The sequence below is a fragment of the Paracoccus bogoriensis genome, assembly GCF_019431455.1.
Taxonomy (GTDB): Bacteria; Pseudomonadota; Alphaproteobacteria; order Rhodobacterales; family Rhodobacteraceae; genus Paracoccus; species Paracoccus bogoriensis.
In genome coordinates this window covers 1-22186 of record NZ_JAHYSR010000018.1, presented here as the reverse complement: position 1 = coordinate 22186, position 22186 = coordinate 1, and the positions used below count along the sequence as shown (strand labels likewise).

At 66.5% G+C, this 22186-nt stretch carries 19 protein-coding genes, 1 tRNA gene, 1 pseudogene and 2 riboswitches; of the genes and pseudogenes, 12 read left to right on the top strand and 9 right to left on the bottom strand.

Going from position 1 to position 22186, the window contains the following annotated elements; translation table 11 throughout:
- The first annotated feature begins 9 nt into the window (after positions 1–9).
- Positions 10–225, top strand: a riboswitch (cobalamin riboswitch).
- 31 nt (positions 226–256) lie between these two features.
- Complete coding sequence (locus KY389_RS10030) at positions 257–922, top strand: energy-coupling factor ABC transporter permease (protein ID WP_219830799.1); 666 nt, start codon at positions 257–259, stop codon at positions 920–922.
- Positions 919–1653 (top strand): precorrin-6A synthase (deacetylating), encoded by a 735-nt coding sequence (gene cobF / locus KY389_RS10025; protein ID WP_219830798.1) that lies wholly within the window; start codon positions 919–921, stop codon positions 1651–1653. The genes KY389_RS10030 and cobF overlap by 4 nt, the downstream gene beginning before the upstream one ends.
- Positions 1654–1938: 285 nt before the next feature.
- Here the strand turns inward: cobF and carB are convergent, their stop codons facing one another.
- From carB to KY389_RS09990, 7 genes are all read right to left on the bottom strand, one after another.
- On the bottom strand, positions 1939–5277 hold the full coding sequence (gene carB, locus KY389_RS10020; protein ID WP_219830797.1) for a carbamoyl-phosphate synthase large subunit: 3339 nt from the start codon (positions 5275–5277) through the stop codon (positions 1939–1941).
- A gap of 104 nt (positions 5278–5381) precedes the next feature.
- Positions 5382–6170 carry a DUF1217 domain-containing protein gene (locus KY389_RS10015; protein ID WP_219830796.1) on the bottom strand — a complete coding sequence of 263 codons (789 nt, stop codon included), beginning with the start codon at positions 6168–6170 and terminating at the stop codon, positions 5382–5384.
- 10 nt (positions 6171–6180) lie between these two features.
- Positions 6181–6585: a flagellar biosynthesis repressor FlbT gene (flbT, locus tag KY389_RS10010; RefSeq protein ID WP_219830795.1), complete on the bottom strand. Its 405-nt coding sequence runs from the start codon at positions 6583–6585 to the stop codon at positions 6181–6183.
- A complete protein-coding gene (gene flaF / locus KY389_RS10005) occupies positions 6582–6947 on the bottom strand; it encodes a flagellar biosynthesis regulator FlaF (protein WP_219830794.1) in 366 nt (121 codons plus the stop codon). The genes flbT and flaF overlap by 4 nt, the downstream gene beginning before the upstream one ends.
- Before the next feature lie 64 nt (positions 6948–7011).
- Positions 7012–7857 carry a flagellin N-terminal helical domain-containing protein gene (locus KY389_RS10000; protein ID WP_219830793.1) on the bottom strand — a complete coding sequence of 282 codons (846 nt, stop codon included), beginning with the start codon at positions 7855–7857 and terminating at the stop codon, positions 7012–7014.
- A 165-nt stretch (positions 7858–8022) separates the two neighbouring features.
- A complete protein-coding gene (locus KY389_RS09995; protein ID WP_219830792.1) occupies positions 8023–8334 on the bottom strand; it encodes a hypothetical protein in 312 nt (103 codons plus the stop codon).
- Entirely contained in the window at positions 8331–8591 is a 261-nt protein-coding gene (locus KY389_RS09990) for a hypothetical protein (RefSeq protein WP_219830791.1), read from the bottom strand. The genes KY389_RS09995 and KY389_RS09990 overlap by 4 nt, the downstream gene beginning before the upstream one ends.
- 108 nt (positions 8592–8699) lie before the next feature.
- Between KY389_RS09990 and fliK the strand changes: the two genes are divergently transcribed.
- From fliK to KY389_RS09965, 5 genes are all read left to right on the top strand, one after another.
- Positions 8700–10220, top strand: a complete 1521-nt coding sequence (fliK, locus tag KY389_RS09985) for a flagellar hook-length control protein FliK (protein WP_219830790.1) — start codon at positions 8700–8702, stop codon at positions 10218–10220.
- Between the two features lie 9 nt (positions 10221–10229).
- On the top strand, positions 10230–10880 hold the full coding sequence (locus tag KY389_RS09980) for a flagellar hook capping FlgD N-terminal domain-containing protein (RefSeq protein WP_219830789.1): 651 nt from the start codon (positions 10230–10232) through the stop codon (positions 10878–10880).
- 65 nt (positions 10881–10945) lie between these two features.
- Positions 10946–11629, top strand: coding sequence for a ribulose-phosphate 3-epimerase (gene rpe, locus KY389_RS09975; protein WP_219830788.1), 684 nt, complete (start codon positions 10946–10948; stop codon positions 11627–11629).
- Positions 11630–11831: 202 nt separating this feature from the next.
- A complete protein-coding gene (locus KY389_RS09970; RefSeq protein WP_219830787.1) occupies positions 11832–12611 on the top strand; it encodes an SDR family oxidoreductase in 780 nt (259 codons plus the stop codon).
- 79 nt (positions 12612–12690) lie between these two features.
- Positions 12691–13770 carry an ABC transporter ATP-binding protein gene (locus KY389_RS09965; protein ID WP_219830786.1) on the top strand — a complete coding sequence of 360 codons (1080 nt, stop codon included), beginning with the start codon at positions 12691–12693 and terminating at the stop codon, positions 13768–13770.
- A gap of 4 nt (positions 13771–13774) precedes the next feature.
- Here the strand turns inward: KY389_RS09965 and KY389_RS09960 are convergent, their stop codons facing one another.
- A complete protein-coding gene (locus KY389_RS09960) occupies positions 13775–15448 on the bottom strand; it encodes a hypothetical protein (RefSeq protein WP_219830785.1) in 1674 nt (557 codons plus the stop codon).
- A 146-nt stretch (positions 15449–15594) separates the two neighbouring features.
- Positions 15595–15685: riboswitch (glycine riboswitch) on the top strand.
- A 144-nt stretch (positions 15686–15829) separates the two neighbouring features.
- Between KY389_RS09960 and gcvT the strand changes: the two genes are divergently transcribed.
- The 4 genes from gcvT to KY389_RS09940 all read left to right on the top strand — a co-directional run bounded on the left by gcvT (position 15830) and on the right by KY389_RS09940 (position 20384).
- The gene (gene gcvT, locus KY389_RS09955; protein WP_219830784.1) at positions 15830–16936 is read left to right on the top strand and encodes a glycine cleavage system aminomethyltransferase GcvT; all 1107 of its coding nucleotides are present in this window, start codon (positions 15830–15832) and stop codon (positions 16934–16936) included.
- 12 nt (positions 16937–16948) lie between these two features.
- Positions 16949–17305: a glycine cleavage system protein GcvH gene (gene gcvH, locus KY389_RS09950; RefSeq protein WP_219830843.1), complete on the top strand. Its 357-nt coding sequence runs from the start codon at positions 16949–16951 to the stop codon at positions 17303–17305.
- A 107-nt stretch (positions 17306–17412) separates the two neighbouring features.
- Complete coding sequence (gcvP, locus tag KY389_RS09945; RefSeq protein WP_219830783.1) at positions 17413–20247, top strand: aminomethyl-transferring glycine dehydrogenase; 2835 nt, start codon at positions 17413–17415, stop codon at positions 20245–20247.
- A 61-nt stretch (positions 20248–20308) separates the two neighbouring features.
- Positions 20309–20384: transfer RNA gene (locus KY389_RS09940), tRNA-Ala, on the top strand.
- A gap of 123 nt (positions 20385–20507) precedes the next feature.
- Here the strand turns inward: KY389_RS09940 and KY389_RS09935 are convergent.
- The gene (locus KY389_RS09935; protein ID WP_219830782.1) at positions 20508–21329 is read right to left on the bottom strand and encodes an RAD23 family protein; all 822 of its coding nucleotides are present in this window, start codon (positions 21327–21329) and stop codon (positions 20508–20510) included.
- A 20-nt stretch (positions 21330–21349) separates the two neighbouring features.
- Here KY389_RS09935 and KY389_RS09930 point away from each other — a divergent pair.
- A pseudogene (locus KY389_RS09930) lies at positions 21350–22121 on the top strand (transposase); the annotation flags it as partial.
- Positions 22122–22186: the final 65 nt, after the last annotated feature.

Sequence of the window (22186 nt, the reverse complement as noted above, 5' to 3'; positions counted from 1 at the left end):
GATCACGTCTAGGTGATGGCACTGCATGGTGCCCGCCAGACGCTCAGCGTTGGGCTTCATCGGGAATGGGGAAGGGCGGACCAAATCGCGGCGCCCGAAGCCCCAGCCGCCCCCGCGACTGTATGCGGCGAGCGCACGTCACCAACGCCACTGGAGCGATCCGGGAAGGCCGACGCCGCGCCACGACCCGCAAGCCAGGAGACCGGCCATGTCAGCCAACCCCATGCCGTCGGGTGGACGGCCAAAGGAGTGTGATATGCATATAGAAGAAGGCGTCGTGACCGGCGCCAAGATCGTTCTGAGCTACGCAACCGCTGCGACCGCAGGACTTTATTCGCTGAAGCTGGCCCTTGACGCGCTGCGGGCGCAAGGGGCTGCCTCGCTTGCCGCCCGATCCGCGCTGGCCACTGCCGCGACCTTCGTGTTCTTCGAGGTTCTGCCGACCTGGCCCGTGGGCGTCTCCGAGGTGCATCTGATCCTCGGCTCGACGCTGTTCCTGATCTTCGGGGCGGCGCCGGCTGCGATCGGCCTGGCGCTTGGGCTGCTGATCCAGAGTCTGTTCTTCGCGCCCTCCGATCTGCCGCAATACGGCATGAACGTGACGACACTGCTGGTGCCCCTGTTCGGTCTGAGGGCGCTGGCCCGGCGGATCATCGCGCCGGGCACGGCCTATGTGGACCTGCGCTATGGCCAGGCGCTGGCGCTGTCGGCAGCCTATCAGGGCGGCATCGTCGCCTGGGTCGCGTTCTGGGCCTTTTACGGACAAGGGGCCGAGGCGCTGCCCGGCATCCTGTCCTTTGGCGCGGCCTACATGCTGGTCCTGGCGCTGGAGCCGCTGGTCGATCTGGCGGTGCTGGCCGGGGCCAAGGCGGCGCGGGGCCTGCGCGGCAGCGGGCTGGTCACGCCACGGCTCTACGCATGATCGAACTGGTGCTGATCGGGGCGGGCACCGGCCATCCCGACCACCTGACCCTGCAGGGCGTCCGCGCCCTGCAGGAGGCCGACCTGGTCCTGATCCCCCGCAAGGGCGCGGGCAAGGAAGATCTGGCCCATCTGCGCCACGCGATGCTGGCGCGGCACCGGCCGGGCGGCGCTGTTGTCGAGGTCGATCTGCCCGAGCGGAGCCGGGACATGCCCTATCTTCAAGGGGTCGAGGCATGGCACGACGCCGTCGCCGCGGCCTGGGCTGCGGCGGTCGATCCGCGACAGGGCGGCACGGTTGCCATGCTGGTCTGGGGCGATCCGTCGCTTTACGACAGCAGCCTTCGGATCGCGGCCCGCCTGGGCTGGCGCACCAGGGTCGTGCCCGGGATCACCGCGATCCAGGCGCTGTGCGCGGCGCATACCATTCCGCTGAATTCGCTTGCAAACGAAGTCCGCGTCACCACAGGCCGCCGCCTGCGAGAGCAGGGCTGGCCAAGGGGCTGCGACCGCATCGTGGTCATGCTGGACGGCGACTGCGCCTTTCGCACGCTGCCGCCCCAAGGACTGACGATCTGGTGGGGCGCCTATCTGGGCATGGCAGAACAGCGGCTGGACCACGGCCCCCTGGCCGAGGCCGGTCCGCGCATCGAGGCCGTTCGGGCCGAGGCGCGGGCGGCGCATGGCTGGATCATGGATTGCTATCTTCTGGCCCTTGCCGACCAGCCATGAGGGGCGCAGGGCGCCTGCACCGGCAGGGCCGGGTCCGTCAGCCGCCAAAGCCGAAATCCGCCCAAGGCTTGAATGCCCGCGCAATGCGCAACCCGCGCCCGACAGGCGCGATGACAAGGGCGCTGACATTCGCAGGCGTCGCGGGGCTGCACAGCAGACGACATGCCGCAGGCAGATCCGGCCCCGCCTGCAACGATCCTGGCCCGGCTCTGACGACCCGCGGGTCCGCAGCCTGAGGAAACCGGGATGGCCTTCGCCATTTCCGCAAGGGCCATCCTGGCAGTTTCAAGCCTGCAACGACCTGACGCCGACCTCTCCCTCCTCGCGCGACTTGATCGCGGCCACTGCCGCGATGCTGCCTGCCGCCGTGGTGAAATAGGGGATCTTGTCGTAGAGGGCGACGGCGCGGATCTCGCGCGAATCGGTGATGGCCTGGGCACCCTCGGTCGTGTTCAGGACCATCGCGATCTCGCCGTTCTTCAGGCGGTCAACGATGTTCGGGCGTCCCTCATAGACCTTGTTCACGCGGGTCGAGGCGACTCCCTGAGCCTCCAGAAAATCCGCCGTGCCAGAGGTCGCGACCAGCGTGAACCCCATCGCAACCAGGTCGCGGGCAGCCTGCGCCAGAGCGGGCGTCTTGTCGGCATCCTTGACCGACAGAAAGACGCGGCCTTCAGAGGGAAGATGCGTGCCAGCGCCCATCTGCGCCTTGAGGAAGGCGCGCGCGAAGTTGCGGTCCCAGCCCATGACCTCGCCCGTCGAGCGCATCTCGGGGCCCAGAAGCGTATCCACGCCGGGGAAGCGGGCAAAGGGCAGCACGGCCTCCTTGACCGAGAACCAGGGCGTGATCGGGTCGGCCAGCGTCATCGGATCGGCAAAGGGCAGGTCATCCTCGGGGCCGACACCTTCGGGATAGGGGGCGCGCAGGGGGAAGTTCGACATGGGCTCGCCCGCCATCAGCCGCGCGGCGATCGAGGCAATGGCGCTGTCGGTGGCCTTGGCGACGAAGGGGACCGTGCGGCTGGCGCGCGGGTTGACCTCCAGCACGAAGATCTGGCCGTCCTTCAGCGCGAATTGCACGTTCATCAGACCACGCACCTTCAAGGCGCGGGCCATGGCTTCGGTCTGGGCTTTCAGCTCGACAATGGTCGCGCGGTCCAGCGTATGCGGCGGCAACGAACAGGCGCTGTCGCCGGAATGGACGCCCGCTTCCTCGATATGTTCCATGATGCCGGCAACGTGCACATTTTCACCATCCGAGAGCGCATCGACATCGACCTCGATTGCGCCGGCCAGATAGCTGTCCAGCAGGACCGGGCTCTTGCCCGAAACCGTCACCGCCTCGGAGATGTAGCGCTTCAGATGGTCCATATCGCGCACGATCTCCATCGCGCGACCGCCCAGCACGTAGGAAGGGCGGATGACCAGCGGGAAGCCAATGCGCTCTGCGATTTCAATAGCTTGCGCATCACTGCTGGCGATGCCGTTGACCGGCTGCTTGAGGCCCAGATCGTTCAACAGTTTCTGAAACCGCTCGCGGTCCTCGGCCAGGTCGATGGCGTCGGGGCTGGTGCCCAGGATCGGGATTCCCTCTGCCTCCAGCGCATTGGCCAGCTTCAGGGGCGTCTGGCCGCCGAACTGGACGATCACGCCGTGCAGCGTGCCATTCTTCTGTTCGGTATGCAGGATCTCCAGCACATGCTCCAGCGTCAGCGGCTCGAAATAGAGGCGGTCCGAGGTGTCGTAATCGGTGCTGACCGTTTCAGGGTTGCAGTTGACCATGATCGTCTCGTAGCCCGCGCCGGTCAGCGCAAAGCAGGCGTGACAGCAGCAATAGTCGAACTCGATCCCCTGGCCGATCCGGTTTGGGCCGCCGCCCAGGATAACAACCTTCTTGGCGTCGGTCGGACGGGATTCGCATTCCACATCGCCCATCGCGGGGGCCTCATAGGTGGAATACATGTAGGGGGTCTGGGCCTCGAACTCGGCCGCGCAGGTGTCGATGCGCTTGAAGGCCGGGCGGATGCCCAAGGCGCGGCGGGCGCGTCGGACCTCTGCCTCGTCAAGGCCGGTCAGACGGGCCAGGCGGGCATCGGTGAAGCCCATCATCTTGACCTGGCGCAGGCCCTCCTCGTCCGAGGGCAGGCCGTTCTCGCGGATCTGGTGCTCGGCATCGACGATCTCGCGGATGCGGGCCAGGAACCAGGGGTCGAAGCGGGTGACGCGCTGGATCTCGTCATCGGTCAGGCCGAAGCGCATCGCCTCGGCGATGACGCGGATGCGGTCGGGAGTCGCCTTGGACAGGGCCGCGATCACGGCGGGCTTGCCCTGGTCGGCGGCGCCCTCGATGGCGATCTCGTCGAGGCCGGTCAGGCCGTTCTCCATCGAGGCCAGCGCCTTTTGCAGCGACTCGTGGAAAGAACGACCGATGGCCATGACCTCGCCCACGGATTTCATCGCCGTGGTCAGCTCGGGCTTCGAGCCCGGGAATTTCTCGAAGGCGAAGCGCGGGATCTTGGTCACGACATAGTCGATCGAGGGCTCGAAGCTGGCCGGCGTTACCTTGGTGATGTCGTTGTCCAGCTCGTCCAGCGTATAGCCGACAGCCAGTTTCGCGGCGATCTTGGCGATGGGGAAGCCCGTCGCCTTGGAGGCCAGCGCCGAGCTGCGCGACACGCGGGGGTTCATCTCGATCACGACCATGCGGCCATCGGCGGGGTTGATCGCCCATTGCACGTTCGAGCCACCCGTCTCGACGCCGATCTCGCGCAGGACCGCAATCGAGCCATTGCGCATGATCTGGTATTCGCGGTCCGTCAGAGTCAGGGCCGGGGCGACGGTGATGGAATCGCCGGTATGGACGCCCATCGGATCGACGTTCTCGATCGAGCAGACGATGATGGCATTGTCGTTGCGATCACGAACGACCTCCATCTCGTATTCCTTCCAGCCCAGAAGGGATTCGTCGATCAGCACCTGCGCCACCGGCGATGCGTCGAGGCCTGAGCGCACGATCCTTTCGTAATCGTCTCGGTTATAGGCGACACCGCCGCCCGTGCCGCCCAGCGTGAAGGCCGGGCGGATGATCGCGGGCAGGCCGATTTCTTCAAGCGCGTCCATCGCTTGGGCGACACCAGCATTCACGTCGTATTTGCCGTTCGCGCCCTTGGGGGCGGCGATGATCGTCGCCTTGGGGTTTTCCAGGCCGATCCGCTCCATCGCCTCGCGGAAAAGCTTGCGGTCCTCGGCCATCTCGATGGCGGCGCGCTGCGCGCCGATCAGCTCGACCCCGTAGCGGTTGAGCACGCCGTTATCGGCCAAGGCCAGCGCCGTGTTCAGACCGGTCTGCCCGCCCATCGTCGGCAAAAGCGCGTCGGGGCGCTCCTTGGCGATGATCTTCTCGACAATCTCGGGGGTGATCGGCTCGATATAGGTCGCGTCGGCCATCTCGGGATCGGTCATGATCGTAGCCGGATTCGAGTTGACCAGGATGACCCGGTAGCCTTCCTCGCGCAGGGCCTTGCAGGCTTGGGCGCCGGAATAATCGAATTCGCAAGCCTGTCCGATCACGATGGGGCCTGCGCCGATGATCAGGATGGACTTGATATCGGTTCTCTTCGGCATGGCCGCTCCCGGATGTGCTGGATTTGCGTAAATCGACCGGGGTTATAGTCAAGACCGCCTTGGGCGCAAGGTGCGGCGGGCCGCGCATGGCCGCAAATTGCACGTCAGACAAAGCCGGGCCGGGCCAGCAGTGCCAGCGCGGCGCTGTAGCGGTTCTGACCCTCGGATTGGGTCAACTGCGCGCGCGCCAGAAACGATATGATGATCCGCTCGGTCGCAGCGGGTTCGGCCAGATCGGACAGGCTGGACGTGCCAAACTGGCGCTGCGCGGCCTTGATGAATTCGGCGTTCTGGCGTTCGATCGGAAGCTTACCGAAGCTGGGGCCGAAGCCCAAGGCCGTCTCGAACACCTTGCGCAGGGGCGGGTTGCCCATCACCTCGTACCACTGGGTCGCGGCGCTTTTCCCGCTGCCAGCGAAAGCCGCGATCTCGCGCCGCGCATTGAGGGCAAGACGCAGGTCCTCGTCCCCCGCGCCGACGCGGCGTTCGTATTCGCGCTGGATGAAGGCTTCACCCAGCCTTTCTCCAAGATCGACGGAGGATCCGCCAGAGGCGTTGAAGCCCAAAGCTTCCGCCATGCGCAGATAGCGCTTGTCGCTGAGCCGGTTCACCAGCGCGTTGCGATCGCCAAGATCGGACTCCAGAACCTTGCGGATAAAGGCCTTGTTGGCGACATCACCTTCCAGCCCGAAGGCCGAAAGGACCGCGCTGAGCATACGGTAATCGCCGACCAGCACTTCCGGCGAGGCGAGCTTGTCGGGATTGTCGCGCAGATAGTTCGTCGCGCGCTGCACGACGGCATCACGGCGCAGGATCTCGATCTGGCGCGCTTCAGTCCTTTGCAGGATCTTCCAGCCCAGAAGCCCCCCCGCGCCGGTGCTGATCGGCATCATCGTCCTGTCCTCACTGACGGGCGATGGCGAAAAGGCGCGCCTCGCGAGGCAACAATTCGCGCAAACGGCGCATCGCCTGATAGGGATTGTTCTGAACGGCGTGCTCGCTGGCTTCAGCCAGCAGCATGCGACTGTCACGGTCGTCGAAGACCTGGCTGAGTTGCTCGATCGCCCGGATCAGGTCGCGGCGGCCGATGGCGACCTCGATATCGCCTGACAACATCAGCTGCGCAAGATAACATGCGCGAGAAACAGGCGTTGTCGCCGCTTCGGGATGGATCGCGTCGCGCAGACGCAGCACATTGACATTGGGGGTCTTGATCGAAATGCGCGACCGGCGGTCGCCATTCTCAATCACGGCGCCGTTGATCAGGATACGCTCGTTTGGGGCGAGCTTGAGAACGAGGCCGCTCATGCCGCAACCTCGCCACGCAGTCCTTTCATGATGGACAGATTGATATCAATCAGGGCATCCGTGCTGGCCTGGCCGGCAAGAGCGGAATGGCCGTGCCGGAGACAGAAGCCGGCCAGCGATAGAAGGCCCGCTCGCAGCGTGTCCGGCAGAGCATTGCCGGAATCGGCCAAGTCGGTGGCCAGTATGGTCCAAAGTTCATTGTTCAGATGGACGGCGCGCACGGCCTCTGCCGTCGTGCATTGCCGGGGCGCCTGACACATCAGGCGGGTGACGCGCGAGAAGGCGTCGTATTCTGCGTCTCGGGGGTTGCGCACTGCTGCGCTTTTATACCCGTGTTGGGCGAGAGGCGTGACCGCGTTCAAGGATGTTTTCCCGTTCTGGAGTGTCTTAAGGGTAAGGGGGCGCCCGTGGGCGCCCCGAAAGACGTCAGCGGAACAGCGCCAGGATCGCCGAGGGCGCCTGGTTCGCAATGGACAGCGCCTGGATACCCAACTGCTGCTGGGTCTGCAGCGCCTGGAGACGGGCCGAGGCTTCCTCCATGTCGGCATCCACCAGAGCGCCCATCCCGGTCTTCAGCGAGTCCGACAGTTTGCCGACGAAGTTCGCCTGATCCGAGATACGTTTGCCGGCCGAGCCGAGGTCGGCGGCGCCCTGAACCGCGATGTCGATCAGCGCTTCGATCTCGCCGATCGCAGTCACTGCGTCTGCCCGGCTGTTGATCGAGGTGATTGTTGCACCAGCAATCGAGGCTTCGAAATCGACGCCGTTCACAACGATCTCTCCGGCGGTGGTGGCAACCGTGCTGTTCACACGGTCCAGCGACCCCAGGACGGTGAAGCTGGTTCCGCCTGCGCCGTTGACATCAGTGGCCAGGAGGTTGATGCCGTTCAGCTGTGAAGCACTGACAATCGAGGTGATCTGCGCCATCTTGGCGTCGATATCCGTCTGGATCTTGCCGAAGTCTGCCGCGTCATTCGCAGCACCGATAGCCAGATCCTTCATTTCACGCAGAAGGTCGGCAATCTGCTCGGCGCCGGCGCGCGCGGTGGCGACCACTGCATCGCCGACATTGAGGTTCTTCTGGATGGTCTTGAACGCCGACTGGTCGGTTTCCATGACCTTGGCGATGGCCCAGACGGCGGCATTGTCCTTGGCGTTGGCCACGGCCTTTCCGGTCGAGATCTCGGCCTGTGCCTTGCCCAGATTGGCGTTCACCGATTTCAGGGTCTGAAGCGCGACCATGGCGCTGTTGTTGGTCAGAATGCTGGACATGTTGTCCTCCGCTTGAAAAAGGCGCTTTGCGCCCGGGTTTGCATCTTCGGCCTTCTGACCCCGGGATTTTCCCTGCCCTTTCGGCATGTGACCGGTTTAACCGCCGGTGATTGACAAGTAGTGAATTACCCTCTTTCGCTCAAACGAAGTTCACCAAGCATTTTATCAAAAGCGCCGCGGCATCGGCGCCAGCGTCGTGGCACTGCGGCGGCATCCCGCATCGTCATAAGTCTGCAGGGACTGGGCAGAAACGATAATGTCGCGAAGATCCTCGGCGGCTTGGCGCGCGCCCTTCAGCGATGCCTCGGCCAGGGCGCGCAGCTCTCTCAGTGCAGGCTCGAGGATGCGGCGCTGGCCATCATCCACGCCACCTGCCAGCGCCTTTTCCAGAAGATCCAGCCCCTTTTGCGCCGCCCTGACATCACCCGAAAGGATTGCGGCCTTGATCTCGGTGATTCGCTGTGCCGCGGCGGTCATGCCGAACCCCCACGCGACAGGAAGCGGTCAAATCCGAGATCGACCTGACGCGCCAGGATCGCGGCGTGTTCGCGCGTCAGGAAGCTGCCGAAATGATCCTCGCCCGCGCCGCCGGAAAAGGCGCCCGACATTGGCTTGGGCCCGCAGTATTTCAGCATCTCTTCGAGGAAGGCACGTTCAAGCTGTTCGGCCGGATTGCCCCGAACCGATGACCCCGCCGCGACTTCGGGCAGATGTGTCGGATTTATTCCAATCACGATCCATATTCCTCTTATTACGTCAGACTGGGCGCAGCCTAACCTTCGGCGGTAAATAATAAGTAAGGATCTCGCATTATAACGAGCCTCAAAGAAGGATCGTGCGCGATGATCGACTTGACCCGCCTTGCAGCCTCAGGGATGCTCATTGACGTGGCGCGCCCCCGCGATGACCCGGAATCCGAGAGCTGGGATTTCACGCTGATCGAGGCAGCTTTGGCCGAGCAACCGCCGGATCCGGAGATGCCTGCGACAGCGGATGATTCGGCAAGCCACGAGCCCGCCATGGCACATGTGGCCCTGGCCGAGGATGCGGCCCGGAGGTTGTGCACCGATTCGGCTGCCGATATTCATGCCGTGTCGGACCTTCAGGCCCCGGACCCGCTGGAGGCCTGGCTGGATGCTCAGACGGGGCTCTCTGCATGGCTGGCGCCCGAACCGGCAACGGACATTCGGATGACGGGTCTTGAGGCGCCGCATTGGCCGAAAGTTTGTGATATATCTCTTCCCAAGGTCGCTGCGCCCTTTGGCTCGGTCCCGCTCGCCAAGGCGCTTGGGAAAACTGCGGCGCCTGAAGCATCGGTCGAACGCGCCGACGATGCTTGGCTCTCTGTTCCGGTGACGGGCGCGGTTGCGAACCGGGCGGCGGTCACGGTCGAGCCCCTGACGCCGAGCAACACGCCGGCCACCCCGCCGATAGCGCCTGCGAGCCCCCCCAAGGCGCCACAGGGGGAAGACCCGCAAGCATACGCCGCATCTTTGACGCTTCACGACCGGGTTCACGCGAAGCGCGCGTTCACGGAGCCGTTCGACACGGCCATCGACGATATCGCAAGCTTTGAGCCAGCGCGTCTGTCTCTGGCCGATGGCGATGCGAAGGCGCCTGTGGTGGACGAGGTTCCACCTTCTTCGATCATGACGACAGCGCCGAAAGCAGCCCCAGACCGCCAGATTGCCGCGTGGTCGGTGACCCATTGGCCAAGGCTGGCCGAGAAGGACACGCTGGGGATGGACCTCGACACGTTTGGAAAGACTGCCCAAACCGTAATCGAGACGACGCGACCGCTGGAAACCGGCGCGGCGCCAGCCAGGCCCGCGCCGCGACTTGCCGCGATCCCGACGGGCATCGAGGAAGTGCCGGATCACGCGCCCATGCGTGACATGCCTCTGCTTGGAGCCGCGCCTTTCCGGCGCGGGCCTGACCCGGCGATGCAGCCTGCGGCACGCCAGATCGTGGCAGCCCTGATACCGTCTCAGACGAGCGGGGCGGTGCAGGCCATCACCGTCGGCGGCGTCACCGAGATTGCCCTGTCGCCCGAGGAACTGGGCCGGGTGCGGATCTCGGTCTCTGGTCAGGACAAGCCGCTTGTCGTGATCATGGCCGAGCGCCCCGAGACGCTGGAATTGCTGCGCCGAAACGCTGGCCTTCTGAGTGCCGAACTGCATGACGCCGGACTGGAGGGTGGCACCCTGTCCTTCCGCGACGGCCCGCCGCCCGAACCCCTGCGGCTACTGCGCGACACGACCGAAAAAGGCACCGAGGCGACCGCGATACCGGCGATCCCCGTGGCGATCGAGCAAGAGACCGGAAGACTGGCGGGACAGCGCCGAATCGACATCAGAATATAGGAGATCTCAATGAATGTGACAGCTGTCGGCAATGGCACGGCTACCCGCCAGACCGTTTCCGGGTTTTCGAGCGCGACCTCAGGCGCAGATTTCGAGACCTTCCTGCGAATGCTCACCGCGCAATTGCGCAACCAGGACCCGTTGAATCCGATGCAGGGGACGGATTTCGCCGTCCAGCTGGCGACATTCGCCGGGGTCGAGCAGCAGGCTCACACGAACAAGCTGCTGGCGCAGATGGCGGGGGCCTCGGGCGGGGGAAATTTTGCCTCGTGGATCGGAAAAGAGGCGCGGACCACGGCGCCGGTCTGGTTTTCGGGGCGGCCGATCACGCTGGACATTGCGCCGGATCCTTCGGCCGATAGCGTTCAGCTTGTCACGCGCAGCGGCGCAGGCACGGTAATCGAACGGACAGAGATCGGGCCCGGCAGCGGTCAGGTTGACTGGACGGGGCAGCGCCAGGACGGCAGCCGACTGCCCGAGGGGCAATACAGCTTTACGCTGGAGAGCCGCCGCGATGGCCGCCTTGTGGCGGAAACAAAGGTCGGCGCCTATGGGCTGATCACCGAAGCGTCCTTTGGCGCGGACGGCACGCGACTGATCTTTCAAGGCGGCGGCTCGGCGCCTGCCAGCGAGGTCACGGCCTTGCGCGCGGCGCCCTGACCTGTCCGGTCTTGACGCAAGGGCCGCAAGCGTGCAGGCCACGATCAGCCAGAGAGGGGGCCGCCATGAGCTTCGACCGACAGATCCGGATCGCGCCGTCGATCCTTTCCGCCGACTTCGCCAATTTCGGCGCCGAGATCCGTGCCATCGAGGATCAGGGCGCCGATTGGGTCCATGTGGACGTGATGGACGGGCATTTCGTGCCGAACCTGACCTTTGGCCCCCCGGCGGTCAAGGCGTTCCGGCCGCATGTCCGCAGCTTCATGGATGTCCATCTGATGATCGCGCCGGTCGATACCCATATCGAGGCCTATGCCGAGGCGGGCGCCGACATGATCACCGCCCATGTAGAGGCTGGCCCCCATCCTCATCGCACATTGCAGGCGATCCGTGCGACCGGAAAGAAGGCCGGGATCGCGATAAACCCCGGCACTCCGGCCGAGACCGTGTCCTGCCTGCTGGACCTCTGCGACATGGTGCTTGTGATGACGGTCAACCCGGGATTTGGCGGTCAGAAATTCATCCATTCGCAACTGGACAAGATCGCGCGGCTGCGCGCGATGATCGGGGACAGGCCCATACATATTCAGGTCGATGGCGGCATTGATCCGGTCACGGCGCCCTTGGCGGCGAGGGCCGGGGCGGATGTGCTGGTGGCGGGCTCGGCCGTCTTCAAGGGCGGCTCGGTCGAGCGGCCAGAAGTGTATGGCGCCAATATCCGCGCGATCCGCGAAGCAGCAGAGGGCTGAGCTCCGGGGATGCCCCCTTCGCAGCCGTTATGCTGCAGGGCAATCCAGTGGTGCCGTATCGGACTGCGGCGAGGGGCCGGAAAGCGATGCGCCTGAACACGTGAAGCATCAGAATGCGATGCCCCCCGCACAGATCAGCAAGGGGTTTGACATTGTCCCTGGCTGAGGCTTCGCTAGCCGGGCGACAAACAGCGAGGACAGGATGGATCTGGGGATCAGGGGGAAACGCGGGCTGGTCTGCGCCGCGTCAAGGGGGTTGGGGCGCGGCTGCGCCGAGGCGCTGGCCGCCGCTGGGGTCGATCTGGTGATCAACAGCCGGACCGAGACCGATATCGTGCGCACCGCCAAGGAAATTGCGGCGCGGCATGGCGTCGCGGTCACACCAGTCGCTGCCGATATCACGACCGAAGCCGGCCGGGCAGCCGTGCTGGAGGTCTTGGGGCAGGCCGATATTCTGGTGACGAATGCGGGCGGGCCGCCTCCGGGCGATTGGCGCGACTGGACGCGGGACGATTTCATCCGCGCGCTGGATGCCAACATGCTGTCGGCGGTCGCGCTGATGCAGGCCCTTGTGCCCGGCATGATGGAGCGTGGCTGGGGCCGCGTCGTCAACATCACCTCGCAATCGGTGCGGGCGCCGATCCCCGTGCTGGGCCTGTCCAACAGCGCGCGTGCCGGGCTGACCGGCTTCGTCGCGGGCATGTCGCGGCAGGTGGCGCGGCACGGCGTCAACGTGAACAACCTGCTGCCGGGCATCCACGCGACCGATCGCGCCGAGGCTCTGGATCGCGGCGTGTCGCAGGCGCAGGGCATCTCGATCGACGAGGCCCGGGCGCAGCGCAAGGCAACGATCCCGACCGGCGATTACGGCACGGCCGAGGATTTCGGGGCCACCTGCGCGTTTCTGTGCAGCCAACATGCGCGGTTTATCGTGGGACAGAACATCCTGCTGGATGGCGGCGCGACCAATCTCACGGTCTGATCAGGCGGTTGCGGACCGGTTGCGGCGCTGCTAGGGCAGAAACCCGACGGAAACACTCCGACCAGAAGACAGGCAGATCGTGACGCAGCCCGCCCGACTGGAGGTCCAGAACCTGACCCGCAGCTTTGACGGGCGACGGGTCGTGGACGACGTGTCCTTCCGGGTCGAGGCCGGTCAGGTCGCCTGTCTGCTGGGCCCTTCGGGCTGCGGCAAATCCACCACGCTGCGTCTCATCGCGGGCGTGGACATGCCGGACCGGGGACGCATTCTGGTCGATGGCCGGGCAGTCTGTGACGGCAATCTGCGGCTGCCGCCCGAAGCGCGGGCCATCGGGCTGATGTTTCAGGATTTCGCCCTGTTCCCGCATCTGCCGGTCAGCGAGAACGTGGCCTTTGGCCTCAAGGGCGGATTCCGCGCGAACCGCGCCCGCGTCACCGACCTGCTGGAGCGGGTGCACATGCTGCGTCACCTGGACAGCTATCCCCATGAACTGTCGGGCGGCGAGCAGCAGCGGGTCGCGCTGGCCCGCGCATTGGCGCCGCGTCCGGGCGTGCTGCTGATGGACGAGCCCTTCAGCGGCCTGGACGAGCGTCTGCGCGACGGCATCCGCGACGAGACGCTGGCCCTGCTGAAGGACGAGGGCACTGCCGTCCTTCTGGTCACGCACGAGCCCGACGAGGCGATGCGGATGGCCGATCTGATCCTGCTGATGCGGTCGGGTCGGATCGTGCAGCAGGGCGCGCCCTACAATCTATACAATGCGCCGGTGGACCGTCAGGCGGCGGCGTTCTTCAGCGACATCAACGTCTTGCAGGGGCGTGTGCAGGGGGCGCTGACCGACACGCCCTTTGGGCAATTCCTGACGCCGGGACTGCCCGATGGCTGCGAGGTCGATATCGTGATCCGGCCCCAGCATCTGCGGATCGACTTTGACCGGGCCGGTCAGGGGCCAGCGCCCACGCCGGAGAACGGGCAGGCGGCGCTGGCCCGGGTGGTGCGCGCCCGCTATCTGGGCCGCGAATCGCTGGTCGAATTCGCCACCGAGCACAGCGGCATCACGCTGAATGCCACCGTGCCGGGCGTATTCCTGCCGCCTGCGGGCACGCCGATGTGGCTGATGCTGCGGCGCGACCGCTGCTTTGTCTTTCCGCGCGGATAGCCCGTCAGAGCTGGCCCGTCGCGGCACGATAGGCCTCGATCACACGAGCCAGATGCAAGCGGCGGGCCTGGGGGTCGGCCAGGCGCGCGGCAAGGCGGCGCGCACGGGTGGCGATCTGCGCGCAGGTTTCGGGATGGGCGCGGGCCCAGGCCAGCTTCTCGGTCAGATCAGCCGCGCCCGGCTCCAGCGGGATAACATGGCGCCAGGGGCGGAAGAGGCCGGTGACGAAGCTCTCGGTGCCGTCATCCTCGGCCAGAACGACGGCCTCGTCCTGGATCAGCGGCAGCAGGTCGCTGTCGCCCTCGGTCGAGGCCAGGCTGATCGCATAGCGGCCCGCCGGATGGTCTGCCGCCAGACGCGGCGGCGTCAGCCCCGCCTGCGCCAGCGCCTGTTCCAGCCGCGCGTCAGGCAGGATCGCGGCGTCAAGACCCGGCAGTTCAAGGCTGGCCAGCCGCCAGCGCGGCAGGCCCGTCAGCGCGCGCAGGGCCTGCAAACCGCCATGGCCTGCGGCCAGCGCGTGAAGCATCTGTTCGGCGCTGCGGCCATCGGCGCCGCGGCCCGAGAGCCTGCCGCGCCAGACCGCCAGATCGGGCCGGTCCGCCAGCGCCGGGCGTCGCGGCAGCGGCGCGCCGGGAAAGCCATCATTGCCGATCCGGTGCAGCCATGGCGCGGGCCACAGATAGACATTCGCCGCGCCGCGCCGGCGCAGGCAGGCCAGCAGCGGCGCCTCGGCCGGAAGGTTCGGCCCCGAAGGACGCATATCCAGCCAGTAGCAGCCGCCGGTCGCCACCTGCGCGATGTCGTTGGCCACCGGCGCAACGCGCAACAGCCCGGGGCGCTTCGCCTCGAGATAGAAACCCTGCGGCCCGCGGCGCAGGGGCAGAAGGCGGCCATCGGCCCCACGCAATTCGGCCCGGTCGAGGTCCAGGCAAACCGCCTGTTCATGGGGCGCGCGCAGCGCAGGGGTCAGGCTCAGCCGGGCCGGGGCGGCCAGTGCGGTCAGACGGCGCGCCAGCCGCAGGCGGCTTGTGGGCGTGTAGCCGGCGCCCGGCAGTGGCGTTTCCAGCATGGCGCGCAGGCGGGGCAGGTTGTGCAGGCGCGCCTGCCGCACCCCCGCGCCGGGCAGGTCGGGGATGCGCGGCAGGTCGAACCAGGGCGACAGGGCGCGGCGATAATCCTCGGGGGTGGCTTCGTCGATGTCGATCTCGATGAATTCGGGCCTGCCCGCAAAATGCTGCCGGACGCCTTTCAGATGCGCCTGCCATTCCTGGGCCCAGAGATCGGCCAGATCGCCCAGGGCCACGCCGCGCCATGCCGCATGGCTACGCGCATAGGCGCCGCCGCGATGCAGGTAGCGGCTGGCGATCCAGTCTTCGACCCGGCGCGTGTTCAGCATGAAGACCGCGCCCGGATAATGCGCGTCAAGGAAGGCGTAATCCTTGAAGGCCTCGATGATGGGCATGTTCAGGAAGCGCGCCGATTCCATGTCGGTGAAGGCCGTCACCCGGTCGGCCCAGCGCGCCAGGGGCCGGGCGCCGGTCAGCTTGGCATAGGCGATGTCCTCGGCCAGGGCGCCTTCCAGCCAATGGGCGGCAGGGATGCCATTCATGTCGAAGAGCCGCGCGATGAAGGTCGTGCCGCATTTGTTGAAACCGATCTGGAAGAATTTGGGCAACATGCCGGGCCTGTCCTTGCGCGGGGCGACCTTGGCGCGCGGCGGGTCGGGGTGTCAACCAGAGCGGCAGGACAGGGTCGGAAAACGGCGTTTCGGGGCGCGCAAGCGACAAGACGCTTGCCTTGCGCGCGGGCTGCGGCTAGGGGTGAGGTCGGAATTCGGGAGACACCGGCACGCCTGCCGGGGCCGAAGGAGAAGCCGCCCCGGCAAGCTCTCAGGCGAAAGGACCGCTTTCCGCAAGAACTCTGGAGAGTGGTCGCAAGACCCGCCGAAGGGATAACGATCTCAGGCGCCCGGTTCGGGCAGGGACAGAGGGGGCATCGTGGCACGGATCATCCGTGTTCAACCGATGCCGGCTGTCCGGCTGTTTCGCAGGAGGGCCTGATGGCCGAGACGCTTCGCCGGACCGGGCTTTACGATCTGCATGTCGAACGGGGCGCCCGGATGGTGCCTTTCGCGGGCTGGGACATGCCCGTGCAATATCCGATGGGCGTGATGGCCGAGCATCTGCACACGCGCGCCCGTGCGGGACTGTTCGATGTCAGCCATATGGGGCAGGTTCTGGTCACGCCGAAGGACGGCCGGATCGAGACCGCCGCCCTGGCGCTGGAAAGCCTGATCCCCGCCGATGTGCTTGGCCTGCCCGAGGGGCGGCAGCGCTATGGCCTGTTCACAAATGATGCGGGCGGGATTCTGGACGATCTGATGTTCGCCCATCGGGGGGATCACTTCCTGCTGGTGGTGAACGCGGCCTGCGCGGAACAGGACATCGCGCATCTGCGGACGCTGAGCGGCGTGACCGTCACTCCGGTCACGGATCGCGGCCTGCTGGCGCTGCAAGGCCCCGAGGCCGAGGCTGTTCTGGCACGGCTGGTTCCGGGCGTCGCGGCGATGCGTTTCATGGACAGCCAGGTGCATGACTGGGATGGGATCGCCCTGTGGATCTCGCGTTCGGGCTATACGGGCGAAGATGGGTTCGAGATTTCGGTGCCTGCCGAGCGGCTGGAGGCCTTTGCCCGCGCGCTGCTGGACCAGCCCGAGGTCGCGCCCATCGGCTTGGGCGCGCGCGACAGTCTGCGGCTGGAGGCCGGGATGCCGCTTTACGGCCATGACATGGATGCGGGCGTGACCCCGGCCGAGGCCGGCCTGGCCTGGTCGATCCCCAGGATCCGCCGTCCGGGCGGTGCGCGGGCGGGCGGGTTTCCGGGCGCCGCGCAGGTGCTGGAGGCCCCGGGCGGAACCCGCCGCGGCCTGCGCCCCGAGGGCCGTGCGCCGATCCGCGAGGGCGTGGCGCTGTTCGACGCCGCGGGTCGCGCGATCGGGACGGTCAGTTCGGGGGGCTTCGGTCCCTCGGTCGGAGGGCCGGTCGCCATGGCACGCATCCCCGCCGACATTCCCGATGGCGCCGTGATCGAGGCCGAACTGCGTGGCAGGCGCCTGCCCGTCACTGTCTGCCCCCTGCCCTTTGTCACGCCTTCCTACAAACGCTGAGGTTCTGTCATGCTGAAATACACCAAAGACCATGAATGGCTGCGCGCCGAAGGCGACGAGATCGTCGTGGGCATCACCCGACATGCCAGCGACCAGCTGGGTGATGTCGTCTTTGTCGAACTGCCCGAGGAGGGCCGGGAAGTCGAAGCCGGCGAAGAGATCGTGGTGATCGAGAGCGTGAAGGCGGCCTCGGACATCGTGGCTCCGGTCGCGGGCGTCATCACGGCGGTGAACGGCGCGCTGGCCGACAGCCCCGGCGACGTGAATGCCGATCCGATGGCGGCCTGGTTCTTCCGCATCCGGCCTGCCGATGCGGGCGCGATGGACAGGTTCATGGACGAGGATGCCTACAAGGCGCTGATCGGCTGAGGCCCTTGCCGGGCCGAGACCCGGCAGGCGCCGGGGGTTTCACCCCCGGACCCCCAGGGTATTTGGACAACGAAGAAGAGGGGGCTGCGCGCCCCGATGGAGGCGTGATGGGCCGCTGGACCGCGACCGACTACAACCCCGACGATTTCGCCAACCGCCGCCATATCGGGCCGTCCCCGGCCGAGATGGTCGAGATGCTGAAGGCCGTGGGCGCCGATAGCCTGGATCAGCTGATCGAGCAGACCATACCCGCCACGATCCGGCGGGATGACCGGCTGGACTGGCCTGCCCTGTCGGAGGCCGGGCTGATCGCGCGGATGCGCGAGGTTGCCGCGAAGAACCGCGTGATGACCAGCCTGATCGGTCAGGGCTATTACGGAACCGTCACGCCTCCTGCCATCCAGCGCAATATCCTTGAGAACCCGGCCTGGTACACGGCCTATACGCCCTATCAGCCCGAGATCGCGCAGGGGCGGCTTGAGGCGCTGTTGAACTTCCAGACCATGGTGGCGGATCTGACCGGGTTGCCGGTGGCGAATGCCAGCCTGCTGGACGAGGCAACGGCGGCGGCCGAGGCGATGGCCATGGCACGGCGTCAGTCGAAGTCCAGGGCCGATGCGTTCTTTGTGGCTCATGATCTGCATCCGCAGACCATCAACGTGATCGAGACGCGGGCGGCGCCCTTGGGCATACGCATCGTCAAGGGCTCGGTCGATGATCTGGTCGCCGATCAGGTCTTTGGCGCGGTGTTCCAATATCCCGGCACCTATGGCCATGTCCGCGACCTGACGCCGGAGATCGAGGCGTTGCATGCGGCGGGCGCGCTGGCCGTGGTGGCGACAGACCTGTTGGCCCTGTGCCTGCTGAAGGAGCCGGGCGCGATGGGGGCCGACATCGCTGTGGGCAGCGCGCAGCGTTTCGGCGTGCCGATGGGTTATGGCGGCCCGCATGCGGCCTTCATGTCCTGCCGGGACGAGCTGAAGCGGGCGATGCCCGGCCGGATCGTGGGGGTCAGCATCGACGCCGCAGGACGGCAGGCGCTGCGCCTGTCGCTGCAGACGCGCGAGCAGCATATCCGCCGCGAGAAGGCGACCAGCAATGTCTGCACCGCGCAAGCGCTGCTGGCTGTCATGGCGGGGTTCTATGCGGTCTTTCACGGCCCGGTGGGCCTGCGCGCCATCGCGCAGCGGGTGCATCTGCACGCCGTGACCATTGCCAACGCGCTGCGGGCGGCCGGGGCCGAGGTCGCGCCCGAGGCGTTCTTTGACACGATCACGGTCAAGGTGGGCGTCGGCCAGGCGGGCATTCTGGCCGCCGCCGAACAGCGCGGCATCAACCTGCGCCGCGTGGGCCGCGACCGCGTGGGCATCAGCGTGGACGAGACGACCGATGCCGGGGTGATCGCCCGCCTGCTGGACGCGTTCGGGATCACCGACCCGGCGGCGGCGGCCAGCGCGCCCGCGATCCCGGACGACCTGCTGCGGGAAAGCGACTATCTGACCCATCCGGTCTTTCACATGAACCGCGCGGAATCCGAGATGATGCGCTATATGCGCCGCCTGTCGGACCGGGATCTGGCGCTGGACCGGGCGATGATCCCCTTGGGCTCCTGCACGATGAAGCTGAATGCCGCGGCCGAGATGATGCCGATCACCTGGCCCGAATTCGGCGCGCTGCATCCCTTTGCGCCCCATGACCAGGCGGCGGGCTATCACGAGGCCATCGCCGACCTGACCGAGAAGCTGTGCCGCATCACCGGCTATGACGCCTTCTCGATGCAGCCCAACAGCGGCGCGCAGGGCGAATATGCAGGGCTCTTGACGATCCAGGCCTATCACAAGGCGCGGGGCGAGGATCGCGACATCTGCCTGATCCCGGTCTCGGCCCATGGCACGAACCCGGCCAGCGCCCAGATGTGCGGGATGCAGGTGGTCGTGGTGAAATCGGCGCCGAACGGCGATATCGACCTGGAGGATTTTGCCGACAAAGCCGCCAAGGCCGGCTCTCGGCTGGCGGCCGCGATGATCACCTATCCCTCGACCCATGGCGTCTTCGAGGACACGGTGCGGCAGGTCTGCGATATCACGCACAAGCATGGCGGGCAGGTCTATATCGACGGCGCGAACATGAACGCGCTGGTGGGCCTGGTGAAGCCGGGCGAGATCGGGGGCGATGTGAGCCACCTGAACCTGCACAAGACCTTTGCCATCCCGCATGGCGGGGGCGGGCCGGGCATGGGGCCGATCGGGGTCAAGGCGCATCTGGCGCCCTTCCTGCCCGGCGACCCCCGCACGGGCAAGGGCGCAGTCTCGGCGGCGCCTTACGGGTCGGCCTCGATCCTGTTGATCTCCTGGGCCTATTGTCTGATGATGGGCGGTGAAGGATTGACGCAGGCAACGCGCGTCGCGATCCTGAATGCCAACTACATCGCCAGCCGGCTGGCCGGGGCCTATCCGATCCTGTTCATGGGCAATCGCGGCCGGGTCGCGCATGAATGCATCATCGACACGCGGCCTTTCGCGGCCCATGGCGTAACCGTGGACGACATCGCCAAGCGGCTGATCGACAATGGCTTTCACGCCCCCACGATGAGCTGGCCGGTCAGCGGCACGCTGATGGTCGAGCCGACGGAAAGCGAGACAAAGGCCGAGATCGACCGATTCATCACCGCGCTGCTGGCCATCCGGGACGAGATCGCCGACGTGGCCCAAGGCCGCATCGCGGCGGACCAGAGCCCGCTGCGTCACGCCCCCCACACGGTCGAGGATCTGGTCCGTGACTGGGACCGTCCCTATTCGCGCGAGCAGGGCTGTTTTCCCCCGGGGGCGTTCCGGGTTGACAAATATTGGCCTCCGGTCGGGCGGGTGGACAACGCCCATGGCGACCGAAACCTGGTCTGCACCTGTCCGCCACTGGAAAGCTACACGCAGGCGGCGGAGTAGGGCTGCTGGGTGTCGCGGCGTCTTGACATCGACGCCGCGACGGTTAAACCGGCGCACACGTGGGGTCGTAGCTCAGTTGGTAGAGCGCGTCGTTCGCAATGACGAGGTCAGGGGTTCGATTCCCCTCGGCTCCACCACTAACGTCTTTTTCAATGAAAACAACGACTTGTGCGCCTGATGCTGATACGCTGACAGCGCCATGCTGATAGCGGTCCGAGGGCCAGCCTTCCGGCCCCGGTGTTTTCGATTCGGCTTTCCCGTCAGGCGCGCGAGACGCGGATGAGGCCCTGCTTCACGGCCTCCTGATAGCTGACCTCCCCGTGCCCCTCGAAGGTCAACACAAGCTCGCCCCCTGGGCTGCGACGATGCGGGATGCCCGAGGCGGTCAGCGCTTCCTTCACGGCCTGCGGGTCCACGCGGTCAAGCGATTGCACAAAGCGTTCGGCCAGCCGGTCGAAGCCGGTTGCGTCATTGGTCATCATCAGATTGCGAACCGCCTGCTGCATCTCTCGGGACAGCTTCGGGTCGCCCTCGATGAAGTCCCCGAACAGGTCGCTGTCGTGAACGCCCATCGCCTCAACCCTGTCCATCACCGAGTCATAGAAGCCTGCATGTGCGGCCTCGATCTGGCGGGCAAGGTCGGCAGGTTCCGCCCCCGACTGGCGGGCCATGCGCTCGATCATCTCCGGGCCAACCTGTCCGGTCTCGACCAGCGCATTCAAGGCGGCCATCTGCGTTCCGGGCGGCAGCGACTCGACCAAGGCCGTCAGCGCGCCCTCGGCATCGTCAGAGGCGCGGAAGGTGTCGCCTTCGGGTTGCCCCTCCGGTGCCTGCTGGGTGGCCTCTGCGGCGCTCTCCCGGTCGCTCCCGGCATCGCCGCTAAAAGAAAAGCTGCCGTCCGGATTGCGGGCGATCAGGCCAAGGGTCGCAGCAAGGCCCATCTCCATCCGCTGCCCCATGACCTCGACGGTATCGTTCGGGCGACATGACCTGCCCCCAAGGGGAATGTCCAGCCCGATGTTGAACTTCGTGGGGTGAGGGGTGGCGTTGCTCTCGCTGAGCCGCAGGCTCGGGGTGTCCAATCCAAACGGAGAGCAACACCATGAAGACAGCCACCACATCCCCGGTCGCGCTGGCCAGCACGGCCGAGTTGAACGCGGCGGTCGAGGAGGCGCGCGACGCGGTCGGGGCGAGCTTCGAGCGCTTCTGCCTGATCGCCGGCTTGGCGAGTCTGGCGCAGATGCTGGAGGAAGATGCGACGGCGCTGGCCGGGCGCCGCATGCGCGCGCGGCCGACAGGCCGGGATACCGCTGGGGGCGGACCAAGGGGCCCTTGGGCTTTCACGGCGGCAGGTGGAGATGGAGCGCCCGCGGGCGCGATCGAAAACCACCGGCAAGGAGCTGGCGCTGCCCAGCTGGAAGGAGGCGGCCGAGCCCGGCTGGCTGGACCAGTGGGCGATAAGCCTGATGCTGATGAACGTGGCCACGCGCAAGGTGGGGCGCGCGGTGCGCCTGCCCGAAGCCGGAGTGCCCTCCGAGCCGGGCTCGGGGCTGTCGAAATCGGCGGTGTCGCGGCGGTTCAAGGCGCTGACCCGGGCGCGCCTGGAGGCGTGGATGGCCTCGGACCTGTCGGGGCTGGATCTTCTGGTGATCCAGATCGACGGGCTGCACATGAACGACAAGCTTCTGATGCCAGGCGCGGTCGGGGTCGATGCCGATGGCCGGAAGCACCCGCTGGGCGTGGTCGAGGCTGCAACGGAGAACGCCGCGACCGTTCAGGCCTTGCTCGACAACCTGGTCGACCGGGGCCTGGACCCGAAGGTCTGCCGCCTGTTCATCGTCGTCGGCGCCAAGGCCCTCACCCAGGGGAATCGCATATGACCTTGGCGGTCTGAGCGGCACCCCTTGCGGCTGAGGGTGGGATGGATTCTGGGGATTTG